Source organism: Massilimicrobiota sp. An80 (assembly GCF_002159255.1).
Lineage (GTDB): Bacteria > Bacillota_I > Bacilli_A > Erysipelotrichales > Coprobacillaceae > Allocoprobacillus > Allocoprobacillus merdigallinarum.
In genome coordinates this window covers 18507-37305 of record NZ_NFHI01000026.1, presented here as the reverse complement: position 1 = coordinate 37305, position 18799 = coordinate 18507, and the positions used below count along the sequence as shown (strand labels likewise).

Sequence of the window (18799 nt, the reverse complement as noted above, 5' to 3'; positions counted from 1 at the left end):
CAACAGGGGCTTTATGCGCTTTTTTTGCATAATAATAAAGAGTACATATAGTCATACCACAAGAATAACAGAAATAAAAAAAGAGTCACCTAGTCTAATATACTAAGTTGACTCCATTGGCCATGATTTTCATCATGACTTTATTTTATAGTTTGCTTAATTATTTACAAGCTTCTTCGATTGCTACGGCAACAGCAACAGTTGCTCCAACCATTGGGTTGTTACCCATACCAATTAATCCCATCATTTCTACGTGAGCAGGAACTGAAGAAGAACCAGCAAATTGAGCATCACTGTGCATACGTCCCATAGTATCAGTCATACCATAAGAAGCAGGACCAGCAGCCATATTATCAGGATGTAATGTACGTCCTGTTCCTCCACCAGAAGCTACTGAGAAATATTTTTTACCTTGTTCAACACATTCTTTTTTATAAGTACCAGCTACTGGATGTTGGAAACGAGTAGGGTTAGTAGAGTTACCAGTAATAGAAACGTCTACACCTTCTTTGTGCATAATTGCAACACCCTCACGAACATCATCAGCACCATAGCAGTTTACTTTTGCTCTTGGACCATCTGAGTAAGCTGTTCTTGATACTTCTTTGACTTCACCTGTAAAATAATCAAATTGAGTTTCTACATAAGTGAAACCATTGATTCTTGAAATAATTTTAGCAGCATCTTTTCCTAAACCGTTTAAGATAACTCTTAATGGTTTGTTTCTAACTTTATTTGCTTTTTCAGCAATTTTGATAGCTCCTTCAGCAGCAGCAAATGATTCATGTCCAGCTAAGAAAGCGAAACATTCAGTTTTTTCATCTAATAACATAGATCCTAAGTTACCATGACCTAAACCAACTTTACGATCATCAGCAACTGATCCTGGAATACAGAATGATTGTAAACCAACACCGATTGTTTTAGCAGCGTCAACAGCTTTTGTATCCCCATTTTTGATTGCCATTGCAGCACCTACTGTATAAGCCCAGCAAGCATTTTCAAAACAAATTGGTTGAGTTGATTTTACGATGTTATAAACATCAATACCTTTTTCATCACAAATTGCTTTAGCTTCTTCAATTGATTTAATATCATATTTAGCTAATGCAGCGTTAATCTGATCGATTCTACGTTCATAATTTTCAAATAATGCCATTTTCGTACCTCCATTATTCCTTTCTTGGGTCGATGTATTTTGCAGCACTATCGAATCTACCATAAGTACCAGTAGCTTCTTTAACTGCTTCATTAGCATCTTTTCCAGATTTAATCATATCCATCATTCTTCCAAGATTAATGAATTCATAACCGATGATTTCATTATTTTCATCTAAAGCAAGTCTGTTAATGTAACCTTCAGTTAATTCAAGATATCTAGGTCCTTTTAATTTTGTAGAATAAGCAGTACCAAGCATACTTCTTAATCCTTTACCTAAATCTTCAAGACCTGAACCGATAGTAAGTCCTCCTTCAGAGAAAGCAGATTGGCTACGTCCATAAACGATTTGTAAGAATAATTCTCTCATTGCTGTATTGATAGCATCACATACTAAGTCAGTATTTAAACCTTCTAATAAAGTTTTACCAACTAATGCTTCACTAGCCATGGCAGCAGAGTGAGTCATACCAGAGCATCCAAGTGTTTCGATTAATGCTTCTTCGATAATTCCTTCTTTAACGTTTAAAGTTAATTTACATGCACCTTGTTGAGGAGCACACCAACCAACACCATGTGTTAATCCAGAAATATCTTTGATTTCTCTTGAATATACCCATTTTCCTTCTTCAGGAATTGGAGCACATCCATGACTTGCACCGCATTTAACAGTGCACATTTCTTCTACTTCTTTTGTATAAATCATTTTTTTACTCCTTTCATCTTCAAAATGATTAGCCAGACAAATCAGAAAATTGTGCTTCTTTTTCTGATTGCGGTGAAGGAATTTCACCTACTGTGATTATAAGTCAAATAGCCTTTAAAGTCAATGTAGACTGTACTTTCAATGTGAAAAAAATGTCTAAATAGCTCGAATGAATAAACTTGCTTATTGCAAATAGAAATGAGTTATAGTATAATAGGTTTGCTAGTAGTAAATAAAAAAGAATAGCTTGTTACTATTCTTTTAAATCTCTCATTTTTTCAATAATTCTGATTGAAGATTGAATGCTTTCCATTAAAATTTCACGTTCTTTATGGGAAAGACTTCTCATAAAATGAATGACCTTTGCTTCATCTTTTCCCTGAATTAATAAATCCATATTTTCATGATTTTGTAAATTCAAAAGGTGATTCAAATCAATATCTAAAATTTGACAAATTTCAACTAAAATATCTAAACGTGGAAAGTTTGTATCTGTAACATATGCTGAAAAAGCACCAGGTGAAATATTAAGCATTTTAGCAATATCTTTTTGTGTCATATTCTTTTCTTCCAATTTCGCAGCTAAGACTTTACCAATTTTTAACATATACCTCACCTCATTTTTTTACATTATAGCGAAGAGTTATAAAAATCTGTAAAATATTCATTAATAATAGATTTATATTTGATAACTATTTAAACTATTGATATAATAAAGTGACAAATAGATAAAAAAGTAACTATATAAGATAAGGAGATGCCTATATGTATATAGATGATTTTTTTCATTCTCTCACTTTATTACAGCCTACATATCAATTTATTAATGAAGATTTTTTTCGAGATAAAAAATATATTCAAATTCTTTCAAATGATCAAATGCCTTTAGATATTCATATCAAAACTCCAGCTCAGAATTATTTGATTTATAGTGATCTTCATGATTTGAAACATCTTTATGCTTATGAATTGGATTCTCTTTATCATTATATAAATGAAATTTCACAATTTAAAATCACAATACCTTCTACACAGGCCATCTATTTAGAAGCGGGTATTTTAGAAGCTATTTATTTATATGATCATCTTTTTAAAACTTCTTTCAAACATTATTCAACCTTATTATTACCATTATTTCATCTCTATCATATTTTAATAGGTCATCCACATAAAAATAAAGAAGCATACCCTCATACATATGCATTGCCATTCCTTCATCAATTATATGTCACAAGATTTTATTATTTTATTATTCAATATTGTTATTTTCGTTTTCAATGTCAACAGTCTCATTCTTTAACGCATCCTTATCATTTCGAGTTACTGGTGGAAAACAAACTGTCACAGTATTTACAATTATCACCCATTCATCATATTGCTGATCTAACATATTTAAACAATCAACAGCTTGATGATTATATAAGTCAAATGCTAAATGCTTCTTAGGAAGCATTTTTTTAGAAAAAAATAAAAATTTGTGCAATAATATGTTCAACAATATCATTAGTATAGTGAAAGGGGGAAAAATTAAAATGAATCAAAAAGAAATTGATTATCTTATTCTTCAGATTCCCCAAATGGATAATGCTTTTGATGAATTATATGAAAAAACCAAGACAAGTGTTTTTGCTTATATCATGAGCATTATTAAAAATTACGATGATAGTCGTGACATTTTTCAGGAAGTTTATGTGAAACTTTATTTAGCAGCTAAAAATTATCAATCACAGAAAAAACCATTAGCATGGATTTATACAATTGCTAGAAATGAATGTTATCTTTATTTAAGAAGACAAAATTTAACACAGGAATATCAGGATTATCTTTATTGTCCACCAGAAACGGACATGCATACAAAAATGATTTTAGAACAGTTATTTGAAAGTTTAAATGATCAGGAAAGAGAAGTGATTATTATGCATGCACTGTGGGGATTAAAGCATCATGAAATTGCCGGCTTATTAGATATTCCTCTAGCAACATCTTTATCCAGCTATCATCGAGGTATGAAAAAAATGAAAAAGATAGGAGCGAAGAGTTATGAATGAAATCAAAGAAGCTTTTACAAAGATTACACCAGATCGCTTAGATGATATTAAAGAAGAATTAAAAACAAGAGATGAAAATATCGTAATAGAAACAAAGAAGAAGAAAAAACGTTATCTTTTGACTCTACCTATTGTGGCAGTCTGTGCAGCGATGGTTTTCATGTTATGGCCTGCGACTCACTCCATTCAGACGGTTGTTGGTTTAGATGTCAATCCAAGTGTTGAATTGAATTTAGATGATGATTATAAAATTGTCGAAGTGAAAACGAACAACGAGGATGGGAAAAAAATTGTCGGCAATATGGATTTAAAAGGTAGCGATATTGAAGTTGGTGTGAATGCGTTGATTGGTGCTATGTTAAAGGAAGGATATATAGACGAACTTAAAAATTCATTACTGATATCAGTAACAGGGGAAAATGAACAAGAAAATGAAAAACTAAGACAACAGCTTTCATTAAATATTGATGAATTATTAAAAGCAAGTGATATTAATGGCTCTATTGTATCACAGACAATTAATGATCAAAATGTTGAAAATCTGGCGAAACAATATCAGATTTCAGTGGGAAAAGCTGAAATTATTCAACAGCTTGTTTCAAAGAATCCACTATATACATTTGATTCTTTAAAGAACTTATCTATTCATGAATTGAATCTGTTATTACAAAGCAATCAGGTTGAACAAGTTTCAATTACAGGTCACGCCAGTGAAAGTGGATATATAGGAAAAGACAAGGCTCAAAGTATTGCTTTTAATGATGCTCAAGTATCTCAACCAACAGTTCAAAAAGTAGAAATGGATTATGATGATGGTGTGATGGTTTATGAAGTTGAATTTTATAAAGATCAGGTTGAATATGATTACGAAATTAATGCTTTGAATGGTGAAATTATAAAAAGTGAAAAAGATGGTGAGAGAACTTCTCAATCAGCTTCATCATCAAATCAGTCTTCAAACCAAAATTCATCAAACAGTTCTCAGACATCAACTCAGCAGATATCACAGGATCAGGCAAAATCAATTGCTAAAAAACATGCTGGTGTTCAATCAGTATCACAAGAAAAAATTCATAAAGATTATGATGATGGTGTTTATAAATTTGAATATGAATTTGTAAGTGGTGATTATAAGTATGAATACGAAATTAATGCTATGACAAGTACTGTGATGAAACATGAAAAAGAATATGTTGGAACAGTCAAATTAACACAAAATGAAGCCAAACAAAAAGCTTTCAGTCATGCTAATGTTTCTTCATCAAATGCCTATGATGTAGAAGTAGAATTAGACCATCAATATTATGAAGTTTCCTTTAAATCAGGACAATATGAATATGAATATAAGATCAATGCATCAGATGGCTCTATTGTGGCACATGAAAAAGATTATGATGATTAGAAGAAGTTTTATGACTTCTTCTTTTTTCTTAATAAATTCTTAAAACTTTCACATTTTTTATGTAATATAATGATGAAAGGGGTGGGATTATGAATATTTTGGTTGTAGATGATGAAAAAGAAATTGCCGATTTAGTAGAATTGTATTTAAAAAATGAAGGCTTTCAAGTTTTTAAATTTTATAATGGTTGTGATGCTTTACGTTGTGTGGAAACACAGGATATTGATTTGGCTGTTTTAGATATCATGTTACCAGATATAGATGGCTTAAAAATTTGTTCCAAAATCAGAGAAACAAAAATCTTTCCTATTATTATGCTGACAGCTAAAGAAACTGAAATTGATAAAATAACAGGATTGACAATGGGTGCTGATGATTATGTCACAAAACCATTTCGTCCTTTAGAGCTTATGGCACGTATTAAAGCTCAGTTAAGACGCTATACAATGATGTCACCTAAAAAAGATGAATCCGTTTTGACCATTGGTGCTTTAACAATTGATAAAGATAACCATCGCTGTTTTCTAGATAATCAATTATTGTCTTTAACACCAACTGAATTTTCTATATTATGGTTATTATGTTCAAATCAGGGAAAAGTAGTCAGTGTTGATCAGATTTTTCATGATTTATGGGGAGAAAAATACTATACCAACTCAAGTAGCTCTATTATGGTTCATATTCGTCATTTAAGAGAGAAAATGAATGACTCAGCAGAAAATCCACGTTATATCCAAACGGTATGGGGAGTAGGTTATAAAATTGAATAAGGACTATACGAGAAGGTTTCAACAGGAAATTCTCAAAATACATATACTCATTACAGCTTGTTGCTTTGTTTTTATATTATTTATTTATTTTTATATGGATTATGTTTATAATGGAGCATTTATTAATTTCTTACAGGAATATTTTGGATGGGATTTTGCACACTTTGCCCTGAGAAATCAAAAAACAATTATCTTTATGATTATTATGCTGGTCATTTTATTGAATTCTATCATTGTTGAAATTTATGCTATTCAAAAAATATCACGAGTCTTTTCACAAATTAAGATTCTTTTTCAAAAAGACAATCAGAGAATTGTTTTAGATGATTCATTATATGAATTAGAAAATGACTTAAATGAACTCAAACGAGAAAGTATTGAAAATGAAAAGAAGGCAATTGATGAAGTTCAGCATAAAGTTGATATGATTGCCTATTTGGCTCATGATATCAAAACACCTTTAGCTTCAGTTATTGGTTATCTCTGTTTACTTGATGAAACACCACATTTACCAGAAGATTTACGTCATCAATATACACATATTACTTTAGAAAAAGCATATCGTTTAGAAAGACTAATTAATGAGTTTTTTGATATTGCTAAACTGAATCAGACTTATACACCTTTACATAAAGAAAAGATTCATTTGTTGTATCTTTTAGAACAAATGAAAGAAGAATTTTATCCATTGATTTCACAAAAACAACAACATATTGAAATTGATATAAATGAAGATTTATTAATCAATGTGGATGCTCAAAAAATGGCAAGAGTTTTTAATAATATTTTAAAAAATGCCTTTCATTACAGTTATGAAAAAACAACCATTTTTATTAAAGCTTATCAAGATGAGAGTTATACACATATTCTTTTTGAAAATGAAGGAGAGACAATTCCACCAGATAAAATTCAAAATATCTTTAAACAGTTCTATCGTTTAGATGAATCACGTAACTCATCAACAGGAGGATCGGGACTTGGTTTATCAATTGCTAAAACAATTGTGGAACAGCATCAGGGATTTATTAAGGCCACAAGTGCTAAGCATCATACTGTCTTTGATGTGATGCTACCTCTTCATGAACTTTAGAAAATCTTAATAATTCATTAAAAATTTTAATTATTTTGTCCTCTATAATACAGTTATGGAGGATTTTTTATGAGAAAAAAAGTATTTGTATGTATTGCGGTATTAGTCATACCAGTCATCATTTTATTAGTCAATCATTTTTTATTGAAGGAAGATATACACTTATCTTATGGTTATGATACCTCATCTTCATGGCATGAAATTGTAGAACATCAAAGTGAGTATCCATCATCATTAATTGATTTAGCTTTAAGAAATAAAGAAACCATTCCATTTGTCGCTAATTATCCCACCAAACACACACAAGATATGGTGATGAATATTCAAAATGATTTAAAAGATAATCAAATGCCATTGTTACTACAATGGGATGAACGTTGGGGATATCGTTATTATGGTGATCAGATGATGGCTATCAATGGTTGTGGGCCTACGTGTTTATCAATGGTTGTCAGTTATTTGACACAAAATGGAAGATACCATCCTTATTATATGGCACAATATAGTGAACAAAATGGTTATTACAGTCAAGATGGAACATCATGGTCTTTTATGATCAGGGGAGCACAGGCTTGTGGTGTTGATGCTAAACAGCTTTCTTTGGATGAAGATTTGATAAAAGAAGAATTGATGCAGGGACATCCTATCATTTGCAGCGTGTCTAAAGGAATCTTTACAATGACAGGGCATTTTATTGTTTTGTCTGAATATAAAAATGGGAAAATTCGTGTGTTAGATCCTAATAGTCAAAAAAAGAGTCATTATTATTCTTTTGATGAATTTTCTAATCAAATCAGAAATTTATGGGTTTACAGTAGGAATAGTTTTTGACTATTCTCTTTTTGTATTATAAAATAGACAAAAAATGGAGGTGCAAAAGTATGAAAATTTCAGAAATATTAAAAAAGAAAGCGACTATTTCTTTTGAAGTTTTTCCGCCTAAAAATAAAGAAGGAGATATTTCTTCTATTTATTATACAATTGAGGAGTTATCTCAATTAAATCCTGATTTTATCAGTGTGACTTATGGTGCAGGAGGATCAACGAAAGGAAAAACAGTAGAGATTGCTTCAACAATTAAAAATCAATATAACATTGAAGCAGTTGCTCATTTAACATGTATATCTTCAACAGAATCAGAAATTTTAGATATCTGTCAACAGTTAAAAGACAATCATATTGAAAATATATTATCTTTACGTGGTGATTATCCTCAGGATGGTTTACAACATGAATTATCTTTTCATTATGCAAAAGAATTAAATACTTTTATTTCACAACATTTTCCTGGTGACTTTTGTTTGTCTGGAGCCTGTTATCCTGAAGTGCATCAGGAAGCCAGTTGTCTGGAAGATGATTTAAAAGCTTTAAAAGAAAAGGTAGATGCTGGAGCACAGTATTTAATTACTCAAATCTTTTTTGACAATCATTATTATTATCGTTTAGTCAAGGAAGCAAGAAAAAGAGGTATCAATGTACCTATTTTAGCTGGAATTATGCCTGTGACACATTCTAAATCATTACTGAGAACGGCAAAACTTTGTGGCTGTTCGATTCCATATGAATTATCAACGATGATTGAATCTTATTATCATTATCCTGAAGCTATGAAAGAAATTGGAATCAACTATGCGACTCATCAGATTATTGATCTGATTACAAATGGCGTGGATGGAATTCATATTTATACAATGAATAAACCAGAAATCGCTAAAGCAATCTTCCAAAGTATTCCAACTGTTTTAAAAGAGTTGAATCATGAATAAAAAAATCATTAGACACTATCTCAATGCGCAAACAATCATGGATGAACAGACTGAAAAACTTATAGATGTATGTATTGAGGAAGTCAAGCAATATGCTCAATTCAAAGCTGTTTACCAGCAGTTTCATCTTTCTCATCAGCCACTTATGATCAAAGAGATTCATTTTCCATTAGAATCACAGGATTTAGAATTTTATTTCAAAGATTGCCAGGAATGCATTGTGATAGCCTGTACATTAGGGCTTTCTATTGATCGTCAGATGAAATATTATGAACATATGGATATGGCAAAAGCAGTTGTGTTTGATGCTGTGAGTAATGCTTATTTAGAAGAGTGCTGTGATCAATATGAACAGTCACTCCATTTACCTCATCATACTTTTCGTTTTGCGCCTGGTTATGGAGATATCCCATTGGATTGGAATCAGACTTTTGCTTCTATTTTGCAGATCAATAAAAGGCTAGGTGTCAGTTTAAATCCATCTGGTTTATTAATTCCCATGAAATCAATGATTGGACTTATTGGAATAGGCAAGGATGTACAAAAAACATGTTTATCATGTATCCGAAAAGATGATTGTGAGTTAAGGAAAGGGGGACAACGATGTTACGTGAAAGATTAAAAAAAGATTTATTGATTTTTGATGGAGCTATGGGGTCAATGCTCCAACAACATGGATTGAAAGTAGGAGAAATTCCCGAGGTTTATAATATAGAACATCCAGATATTATTGTAGATATTCATAAACAATATTTGAAAGCTGGAGCCAATTTTATCACAACGAATACTTTTGGATGTAATCCTATCAAGATGAAAGAGAGTGGATATTGTTATTGTGATTTATTAAAGGCAGCCATCCAAAATGCCAAACAGGCTAGAGATGAAGTCAATCCTGATGCATATATTGCCTTGGATATTGGGCCTATTGGACAGTTGTTAGAGCCTTCTGGAACATTAACATTTGATGAAGCCTATGAAATCATCGCTTCACAAATCCTCATCGCAAAAGATGATGTTGATGTTGTTTTATTAGAAACAATGACGGATTTATATGAAGTCAAAGCAGGTATTCTAGCTGTCAAAGAAAATAGTGATTTACCTGTATTTGTGACAATGACTTTTGAAAGTAATCAGCGTACGTTGACGGGAACAGATCCTTTGACTTTTGTGAATGTTGTAGAAGGATTAAAAGTCGATGCGTTAGGTGTCAATTGCTCATTAGGTCCTGTTGAACTTCAGCCGATAGTCCATACAATATTAAAATATGCTTCTGTTCCTGTCATTGTCCAACCCAATGCGGGATTGCCATGTCTGCATCATGGTGAGACTTGTTATCCAATGAGCAGTAAAGAATTTGTTGAGGCTATGCAATCTTACATCCAGCAAGGTGTCAATATTGTTGGAGGATGTTGTGGCACAACACCAGAGTTTATTGCTGGTTTAAAACAGCAATTACCAGCTCATAGCTATCCTCGTCAAAGAAAAGCTTATACGGCTGTTTCCAGTGCACATCAAACAGTTATTTTTGATGGTGATGTCATTGTTTGTGGCGAAAGATTGAATCCAACAGGAAAGAAAAAATTAAAAGCTGCTCTTCAAGAAGAACGCTATGAAGAATATGTCAATGAAGCTATTCAACAACAAATAGCAGGTGCTCAGGTTTTAGATGTCAATGTAGGATTACCTGGTATTGATGAAACAAAAGTCATGGTGAATATCATAAAGATGTTACAGGAAGTTGTGAATTTACCTTTGCAGATTGATTCATCATCACCAGAAGTCATTGAAAAAGCTTGTCGTTATTACAATGGAAAACCATTGATTAATTCAGTTAATGGAAAAGAAGAAGTCATGGAGGCTATTTTTCCAATTGTAGAAAAATATGGTGGTGTTGTTATAGGACTGACATTAAAAGATGGCATTCCTTTATATGCTCAAGAACGCTATGAATTAGCCAAAGCTATCATTGAAAAAGCAAAAACGTATCATATTGATAAAAAGGATATCATCATAGATTGTTTAACATTAACAGCATCGGCTCAGCAAAAAGAAGTTCAAGAAACCCTCAAAGCACTTACAATGGTTAAAAATCAGTTATCAGTTTATACAACATTAGGTGTATCCAATGTATCTTTTGGTTTACCGAATCGACCTTTATTGAACCGTACCTTTTTAACTTTAGCTTTACAGGCGGGATTAGATTTGCCTATTATCAATCCATTAGATCAACAATTAATGGATACCATTGATGCTTATCGTGTTTTGACTTATCAAGATCAGGATGCAGCACAGTATATTCAACATCAATCCAACCAAGTAGAACAGTCTGCTGTTAAAACATCATCAGCCTTATCTTTGTTTGATATTATTGTTCATGGATTCAAAGATGAAGTCAAAGCCAAAACTGAAGAATTATTACAGACACAAAATGCTATGGAGATTATTAATCAGACGATTATACCTGCTTTAAATCAGGTGGGAAAAGATTATGAAACAAATCGTATTTTTTTACCTCAGCTGATACAATCAGCTGAAACAACAAAATTAGCTTTTGAAGTTGTCAAAGCAACATTTTCCAAACAAGAGTCTTCAAAAGCAACCGTTTTAATGTGTACTGTAGAAGGAGATATCCACGATATAGGAAAAAATATTGTCAAAGTCATTTTAGAAAGTTATGGTTATGAAGTCATTGATTTAGGAAAAGATGTGAAAATGGAAAGGGTTGTAGAAGCCTATCAGCAATATCATCCTCAGGCTATTGGGTTAAGTGCTCTTATGACAACAACAGTTGTTAATATGCAAAAGACGATTCAGGCTTTAAAAGCAGTGAACTGTCAGTGTCCAATCTGGGTTGGTGGAGCTGTATTGACAAGTGAAATCGCTAGGGAAATTGGAGCTGATTATTATTGCGAAGATGCGATGGCATCAGTTCATTTATTACAGGATATTTTATAGGAGGCATTATATGGCATTAAAAGTGAAAATGAATACAATGGACTTGGATGATCTAGATACAGATATTCCATTGTTTGCGACAATTGAAGATGAGGAAAATGATCTTCAGGTTGATGAAAATACAACAATGAAAATTCAAATTAAAGTCAAAGAAGAACAGTAAATGGCTACTGTTCTTCTTTTTCTAATAATTCTAACCAACGTATACTCTTTGTTTCAATTTCATTTTCTAATGCATTGCGTTGATTGGAAAGTTCTTGAATATCATGAAAGTCTGTAACTTGATTTAATTGTTCATCTAACTGTTGAAGTTTTTGTTCAAGTGCAGGAATATCAGCTTCTAAGCTTTCTAATTCCTTTTTTTCAAGATAAGTCAGTCTGACTTTACGTTCTCTCATGGGTTTTTTAGTACTGGATTTGGGTTTATTTGAAGATGTTTGATTTGAAGTGATGATATAATCACTATAACCTCCATTATGAACTTGGATTTGTTGATGCGAAAATACAAATAGCGTGTCACAAAGACGATCTAGAAAATAGCGATCATGTGAAACTGTGATAATAATTCCCTGAAAGCTATCTAAATAGTCTTCTAAAATCTGTAAAGTTGTAATATCTAAATCATTTGTAGGTTCATCCAATAATAAAACATTAGGAGCACCCATCAAAACTTTTAAAAGATATAAACGTCTTTTTTCACCACCAGACAGTCTTCCAATAGGGGTATATTGAAGCTCTTTATCAAAAAGAAACTTTTCACACATCTGTTTCGCTGAAAATTCTCCTTGACGAGTTTTCAAATAGCGTGCTTCTTCTTGAATATAGTCAATGACTCTTTGATTGTCATCCATATCTTCGTGACCCTGTTTAAAATATCCTATACGAATGGTTTCACCGTATTCTACTTCACCACTTGTGGGTTGAATTTGTCCTGCAATAATATGAAGTAAAGTCGATTTACCAGAACCATTGATACCGACAATTCCTACACGTTCATTTCTTTGAAAGAGATAATCAAAAGGTTGAAATAAAAGATGATCAAAATGATGAGAAATACCATGTAGTTCAATTGTTTTTTGTCCTAATCTTGAAGCAGTATCAATCATTTCCAGATTTTGTGTGACAGGTAAGTCAGCTTGCTGACTTAAAGCTTCATATCTTTGTAAACGTCCTTTGTTTTTGGTTGTACGAGCCTGGACACCAGCACGGACCCATTCTAATTCTTTTTTAAGAAACTGTTTTCTTTTGTGTTGAGCACTTTGTAGACTTTCTTCACGCTTAGCTTTTTGTTCGAGATAAAGTGAATAATTGGCTTCATAAGTATATAACTGACCATGTTCCAATTCAAGCATACGATGTGTGATACGTTCTAAAAAATAACGATCATGTGTAATCATGACAAGAGCTCTATTGAATTTTGTGAGATATTTTTCAAGATATTCAATCATTTCATGATCTAAATGATTGGTTGGTTCGTCTAACAATAATAAATCACAAGGTTTGATCAATGCAATAGCCAAAGCGACACGTTTTTTTTGACCACCAGATAACTGATTGATTGGCTGTGAGTGATTGATAATTTGAAAACGATTTAAGATAGATTTGATTTCATATTCTGCCACATCATGACCCACATCTTCATAGACCTGTTCTAAAACGGTATTTTGAGGTTGGAAAGATGGGATTTGAGGTAAATAATTGATACGAATATCTTTCTTTTTGATAATTTCTCCCTTATAATCTTCTTGACCAGCTAATATTTTTAAAAGCGTAGATTTTCCAGTCCCATTTAAACCAATAAGACCAATTTTATCACGTTCATGAATGGAAAAGGAAATATCTTTTGCGATACATTTTAAATTGTTATATTTACTTAGATGTGATACACTCATTAACATATTGAATTTCTCCTTTATTGTTCTATTGTACCATGACTTTTTGTTTTGTAAATACATGTAAGGGAAGTGATAGATTGAAAAGATTATTACTCGTTTTCATTGTTTTTATGATTCTGTTAACGCCAGTGGGCGCACGAGCTGGTGGTGGCAGCAGTAGTGGCGGTGGTGGTGGAGGCAGCAGCCATACGTCGTCGCATCGTTCTAGACGTTCAAGTGGAAATGGATCACCCATAGCAGGTGTGATAGGGATAGGAGCCTGTATGGGAATGATTGTCTACTGGAAAAGAAAAAAAGCCAGACACATGCATCAAGAAATTAAAGATGATTTATCTTTCGCTTATCAGCAGGATGATTTCTGGAATGAAAAAGTCTTAAAGAAGAAAGTTAAAGAAAAATATTTGATTATACAAGAAGCCTGGTCTAAGCAGGATTTAGAAACATTGAAAAAGCATTTAAGTGAATCATTATATGAACAATGGAAACTCAAAATAGAGTGGCAACAATATCAACAACAATATAATCAATTAGATCATATTCAATTATTGAAAGTCATACTGGTTGATTTACATGATGCAATTGATAATCAGCAGGACTTCTTTTGGGTTTATATAGAAGGCAAGATGAATGATTTAATGATAGAAAAACAAGAAGTGATTGCATCGAATCATGAGTGCTTTGTAGAATATTGGAAATTTGTGCGCCATGGAAATGACTTTTTATTAGATGAAATTAAACAACAGGATGAGGTTGAATCATGATCAGGGGTCTTTTTCGATGTCTGTTATGGATATTGCAGAAAGTCGGGCATCTCATTGGTTATATCATCGGCTTTGTTTTTGGCTGGATTCCACGTTTAAAAAAGCATATGAGTGGTGAAGAATTTGAGGAATATGTCTATGAAATACTTAAACGTATTGGATATAAACATATACGATTAACGCAAAAGAGTGGTGATTATGGGGTTGATATTTTAGCAACCTATAAAGGCATTCACTATGCTTTTCAATGTAAATATTATAGTAAACCAGTTGGAGTGAGTGCCGTTCAACAGGCTTATAGTGGTTGTGAATATTATGACTATGATGAAGCTGTTGTTGTTACAAATCAGACTTTTACACGACAGGCCCATGCTCTGGCAATGCGTAATGGCGTCATTTTATGGGATGGTGAAAAACTCAATCAGATGCGTCGTTTAGCCAATCGACATGCATTATTTTATCGTTTTCATCACCAAAAAATGCCACATCCATATGAAGATGTTTTACGAGTTATTTTGGAAGCTGGATATGCTTCAACAGATTTGCTTTATCAGCATTTAAATATGAATATATCACGTATTGATTATATTTTGGATGATTTAGAGTTTTATGATATTGTTTCGAGTGAAGATGATTATGGAATCAGGGAAGTGTATATATCTTCTTTAGAAGAAGGATTAAAATTACTGGAAAGAAGTCATATTTAAAATAAACTATGTTATAATAAAGAAAATATGGAGGGATAAAATGTATAAAGAAGTTTCAAAACAGTTGATGTCTTTTATTCAACAAAGTCCAACAGCATTTCATGCAGTGGATACAATGAAAAAGATTTTAAATCAAAATGGTTATCAGGAATTATCAGAAAGCCAGAAATGGACAATACAATTAGGTGGAAAATATTATGTAACACGTAATCAGTCAAGTTTGATTGCTTTTCATGTTGGTCAACATTTAGAAAATTATAATTTTCATATTGTGGCTTCACATAGTGATTCACCAACTTTTAAGTTAAAAGAAAATGCTGAAGTGGAAATTAAAAACCATTATGTATCTTTAAATACAGAAGGATATGGTGGGATGATTTGTGCTTCATGGCTTGATAGACCTTTATCAATTGCAGGTCGTGTTATGGTTAAAGACAACAATACATATCAGACACGTTTACTTTGTTTTGATCAGGATCTTGTATTGATTCCAAATGTTGCCATTCATATGAATCGCAGTGTGAATGATGGTTATGCCTATAATAAACAAATTGATATGTTGCCATTGATTGGAGGACAGGCATATCAATCTGGTGATTTGAAAAAAATGATAGCCAAAGAATTGCAGGTGGATGTTGAAGATATTTATGGCAGTGATTTATATTTATATAATCGTATGCAACCTACAATCTGGGGAGCGCATGATGAATTTATTTCATCACCGAGATTGGATGATTTACAGTGTGCTTATACATCTTTACAAGGTTTCTTGAAAGGACATCATTCGCAAACAATTCAAGTCTTTGCCTGCTTCGATAATGAAGAAGTAGGTTCATCTACAAAACAAGGAGCAGCATCTACATTTTTATATGATACTTTATACCGTATTCATCATCATTTATTTCAAAATGATGAAGATTTCTATCGTGCAGTCGCTTCTAGTTTTATGTTGAGTGGGGATAATGCCCATGCGGTTCATCCTAATCACCCTGAAAAAACAGATCAGCAAAATGGTGTTTATATGAACCAGGGTATTGTGGTGAAATCACATGCTGGACAAAAGTATACAAGCGATGCTTTGAGTATAGCTGTATTGAAAGATTTATGTGAGAAAGCTGGCGTTCCACTTCAATTCTTTGCGAATAGATCGGATATGTTAGGTGGAAGCACACTAGGAAATATTGCCATGTCTCAGGTGTCAATGAATTGTGTAGATATTGGCTTAGCCCAGCTTGCCATGCATTCATCTTATGAAACAGCAGGAATCAAAGATTCATATGATATGATTAAAGTTATGGAGGAATTTTATAATAGCCATATTCAAGTCGTTAAGGATGGATATGTCATTGTAGACAAGGAGGGATAAAATGTTAAGTCGTTTATGGAAGTTTGTGATATATTCGATTTTTTCACTTTTTCTTGTAACATGTTTGTCTTCTATATTATCATTAGAAAAACAACAGAAAATCTTGCATATGCCTTTTGATAAAACTAACGAAAATAAAAAAAGTTCATAACGAACTTTTAAAAATTTTGATTAATTGCAATGATAGAAATTTGATGAAGATATACGTATATTGTATCGTTTTAAGAATCCTACTTTTTGTAGGATTTTTTATTTGATGTCTATTTTTTGAATGATGATGAGCGAGATTGGAATGAAGATACAAATATAAATAATAATACAACAAATATCAATGATATCAAAAGAAATAGTTGTGTGTGAGAATAGGTGAAATATGATTTGGTCGGCTAGGAAAAAATAAATATATGAAAGAAAAAGAAAGACTATCAGTTGAAAAAATCTTTTAAGAAAATGTTTCATAAAAATCCCTCCTTATAAGTTTATCATAACAGAAGGGAACGAAAAAAGATATGAATTTCTCCATATCTTTAATAATAACATACAACAGGTATGTTGACGCTTAATTGACTATACAATGATGCAGCTACATCAAGTGGAAGATTGATACAACCATGTGAACCATATGTTTTATAACGATCTCCACCAAAGGCAGATTGCCATGTTGCATCATGTAAACCAATACCACCATTAAATGCCATCCAATAAGCAACAGGTGTTTCATATTCTGGTTTACCATCTTCTTGAATTTCACCGATTAATGTACGATTACGTTGCATAAAATAAATGTAATAAGTACCACCAGGTGTTCTCTTGTCTGGATCACTTGGTAATCCAGAAACAATGTCTGATTGTAAAACAACATTCCCATTTTTTACAAACCACATGTGTTGACCTGTTAAATCAATTTCTACAAAAGTATGGCCTATTCCTCCATTGCTGTAAGATGCCTGTACACCTGTCACAACTGGAGTTCTTGTTTCTTTTTTATGTGCTTTAATATCAGCAAGTAATCCAGTCACTTCTTTACTTTGATTTAATTTATAACCATAATTACCACCAGAAACTGTTCTTGTGCCATTAGCACCAGTAAATGTTTTAGCTTTTCCGATAATATTGATTTGAGGTGCTAAAGTTTCTTTGACAAATTTTGTAGCTTGTGTCTGAAACTCTTCTTCATCGTAATAATAATTTCCTTTTTCATCAATAGATAACCATTGAATCAAATCATTTCCATCTAAAACAACTTGACCAGATGTTGTTTGATAAGTAATTTTAGCATCACAATATTCCTTAGCTAGTTTTTGTAAATTTGTAATTGTTTCATCTTGTGATGTCAATTGTGGTTCTTTATAAATATGTTGCTCTTTTAAGTTGATAGAATCCTGACGTGTTTGAAAAGCTTTTTCTACAGCATTAATCAATTGATCGTTTTGAATTGTTGTCCCAAAAACTTCTGGTGTAATCACAAACTCGTCATCTTTATATTCTACCTTGGCATCGACTGGAGCAATTTGTTTATCTTTGACATGCTGTAAAGAATTAACAGCTTCTTCTAATTGCTTTTGATCTGTGATCAATAAATCATTTAATTGAATCTCTGTAGATTGAAAGAAATGTGTAAACCATAGAAAATAATTTTGTTGATCTAATGTCTTTTGAATACTGTTGTTTTGATTAAAAGAAATTCCACTATCAGTTTGTTTTAAAGTTTCTTTTTCTCCATCAACAAATGTCAATGATAAAGTTTGATTTGTTAAAGCTTTTTCAAGTGTTGAACTTGCATCCTCATACGTGAAACCTGAAACATCAATATCGTTAATTGTCGTATGACTCATAAAACGATTATGATAATAGAAACATCCAAAAAGATAAACAACAATAATCAAAGCACCTAAGATAAGTGCTGCTTTTAATACATGATCTTTTTTTATGCGAATCTTTTTTCTTGGCTCTCTTTCTTGTGTTTTCGTTTCCTCCATATATATACCCCTTATATTTATAGCTTCATTTAGAAGTATAGGTACTTTTCAGATAAAAGTCAAGTTATCCGACATTTTATGTAATTGAAATCAGTATTTTTTATGAATGATGTTGATTGATTTTTCATCTAAGAAAAGATATGAGAAAAAATCGTCATCATTATGATGACACAAATGAAAATATTTGACATTATT

Annotated in this window: 18 protein-coding genes; 13 read left to right on the top strand and 5 right to left on the bottom strand. The window is 32.0% G+C overall.

The window, feature by feature from the left end; translation table 11 throughout:
- Nucleotides 1–160: 160 nt before the first annotated feature.
- From B5G32_RS08370 to B5G32_RS08360, 3 genes are all read right to left on the bottom strand, one after another.
- Nucleotides 161–1159: a GGGtGRT protein gene (locus B5G32_RS08370; protein WP_087936401.1), complete on the bottom strand. Its 999-nt coding sequence runs from the start codon at nt 1157–1159 to the stop codon at nt 161–163.
- A 13-nt stretch (nt 1160–1172) separates the two neighbouring features.
- Nucleotides 1173–1865, bottom strand: coding sequence for an iron-sulfur cluster assembly scaffold protein (locus tag B5G32_RS08365; RefSeq protein ID WP_087243932.1), 693 nt, complete (start codon nt 1863–1865; stop codon nt 1173–1175).
- Nucleotides 1866–2118: 253 nt separating this feature from the next.
- Nucleotides 2119–2472, bottom strand: a complete 354-nt coding sequence (locus B5G32_RS08360; RefSeq protein WP_087243933.1) for a helix-turn-helix domain-containing protein — start codon at nt 2470–2472, stop codon at nt 2119–2121.
- A 158-nt stretch (nt 2473–2630) separates the two neighbouring features.
- On the opposite strand from B5G32_RS08360, the gene B5G32_RS08355 reads away from it, so the two are divergent.
- From B5G32_RS08355 to B5G32_RS13825, 10 genes are all read left to right on the top strand, one after another.
- Nucleotides 2631–3311, top strand: a complete 681-nt coding sequence (locus B5G32_RS08355) for a hypothetical protein (protein ID WP_087936400.1) — start codon at nt 2631–2633, stop codon at nt 3309–3311.
- Between the two features lie 86 nt (nt 3312–3397).
- Nucleotides 3398–3913: an RNA polymerase sigma factor gene (locus B5G32_RS08350; RefSeq protein ID WP_158093998.1), complete on the top strand. Its 516-nt coding sequence runs from the start codon at nt 3398–3400 to the stop codon at nt 3911–3913.
- Nucleotides 3906–5315, top strand: coding sequence for an anti-sigma-I factor RsgI family protein (locus B5G32_RS08345; protein WP_087243936.1), 1410 nt, complete (start codon nt 3906–3908; stop codon nt 5313–5315). The genes B5G32_RS08350 and B5G32_RS08345 overlap by 8 nt, the downstream gene beginning before the upstream one ends.
- Before the next feature lie 89 nt (nt 5316–5404).
- Entirely contained in the window at nt 5405–6085 is a 681-nt protein-coding gene (vanR, locus tag B5G32_RS08340; protein WP_087243937.1) for a VanR-ABDEGLN family response regulator transcription factor, read from the top strand.
- The gene (locus B5G32_RS08335; protein WP_087936399.1) at nt 6078–7175 is read left to right on the top strand and encodes a sensor histidine kinase; all 1098 of its coding nucleotides are present in this window, start codon (nt 6078–6080) and stop codon (nt 7173–7175) included. The genes vanR and B5G32_RS08335 overlap by 8 nt, the downstream gene beginning before the upstream one ends.
- A 69-nt stretch (nt 7176–7244) precedes the next feature.
- The gene (locus B5G32_RS08330) at nt 7245–8006 is read left to right on the top strand and encodes a C39 family peptidase (RefSeq protein WP_087936398.1); all 762 of its coding nucleotides are present in this window, start codon (nt 7245–7247) and stop codon (nt 8004–8006) included.
- Between the two features lie 50 nt (nt 8007–8056).
- Nucleotides 8057–8941, top strand: coding sequence for a methylenetetrahydrofolate reductase [NAD(P)H] (gene metF, locus B5G32_RS08325; protein WP_087243940.1), 885 nt, complete (start codon nt 8057–8059; stop codon nt 8939–8941).
- Nucleotides 8934–9563, top strand: a complete 630-nt coding sequence (locus tag B5G32_RS08320) for a vitamin B12 dependent-methionine synthase activation domain-containing protein (RefSeq protein WP_087936397.1) — start codon at nt 8934–8936, stop codon at nt 9561–9563. The genes metF and B5G32_RS08320 overlap by 8 nt, the downstream gene beginning before the upstream one ends.
- Entirely contained in the window at nt 9545–11896 is a 2352-nt protein-coding gene (locus B5G32_RS08315) for a homocysteine S-methyltransferase family protein (RefSeq protein WP_087936396.1), read from the top strand. The genes B5G32_RS08320 and B5G32_RS08315 overlap by 19 nt, the downstream gene beginning before the upstream one ends.
- A 10-nt stretch (nt 11897–11906) precedes the next feature.
- Entirely contained in the window at nt 11907–12059 is a 153-nt protein-coding gene (locus tag B5G32_RS13825; RefSeq protein WP_158093997.1) for a hypothetical protein, read from the top strand.
- 4 nt (nt 12060–12063) lie between these two features.
- On the opposite strand, the gene B5G32_RS08310 is transcribed toward B5G32_RS13825, so the two are convergent.
- Nucleotides 12064–13794: an ABC-F family ATP-binding cassette domain-containing protein gene (locus B5G32_RS08310; RefSeq protein WP_087936395.1), complete on the bottom strand. Its 1731-nt coding sequence runs from the start codon at nt 13792–13794 to the stop codon at nt 12064–12066.
- 74 nt (nt 13795–13868) lie between these two features.
- Between B5G32_RS08310 and B5G32_RS08305 the strand changes: the two genes are divergently transcribed.
- Genes B5G32_RS08305 through B5G32_RS08295 form a run of 3 tightly spaced genes read left to right on the top strand, consistent with a single transcriptional unit; the run spans nt 13869 to nt 16625 of the window.
- A complete protein-coding gene (locus B5G32_RS08305; RefSeq protein WP_158093996.1) occupies nt 13869–14552 on the top strand; it encodes a TIM44-like domain-containing protein in 684 nt (227 codons plus the stop codon).
- Nucleotides 14549–15259, top strand: a complete 711-nt coding sequence (locus B5G32_RS08300; RefSeq protein ID WP_087936394.1) for a restriction endonuclease — start codon at nt 14549–14551, stop codon at nt 15257–15259. Before B5G32_RS08305 ends, B5G32_RS08300 begins: the two co-directional genes overlap by 4 nt.
- Nucleotides 15260–15299: 40 nt before the next feature.
- Nucleotides 15300–16625, top strand: a complete 1326-nt coding sequence (locus B5G32_RS08295; protein WP_087298064.1) for a M18 family aminopeptidase — start codon at nt 15300–15302, stop codon at nt 16623–16625.
- 527 nt (nt 16626–17152) lie between these two features.
- On the opposite strand, the gene B5G32_RS08290 is transcribed toward B5G32_RS08295, so the two are convergent.
- On the bottom strand, nt 17153–18604 hold the full coding sequence (locus B5G32_RS08290) for a L,D-transpeptidase family protein (protein ID WP_087936393.1): 1452 nt from the start codon (nt 18602–18604) through the stop codon (nt 17153–17155).
- Nucleotides 18605–18799 lie beyond the last annotated feature (195 nt).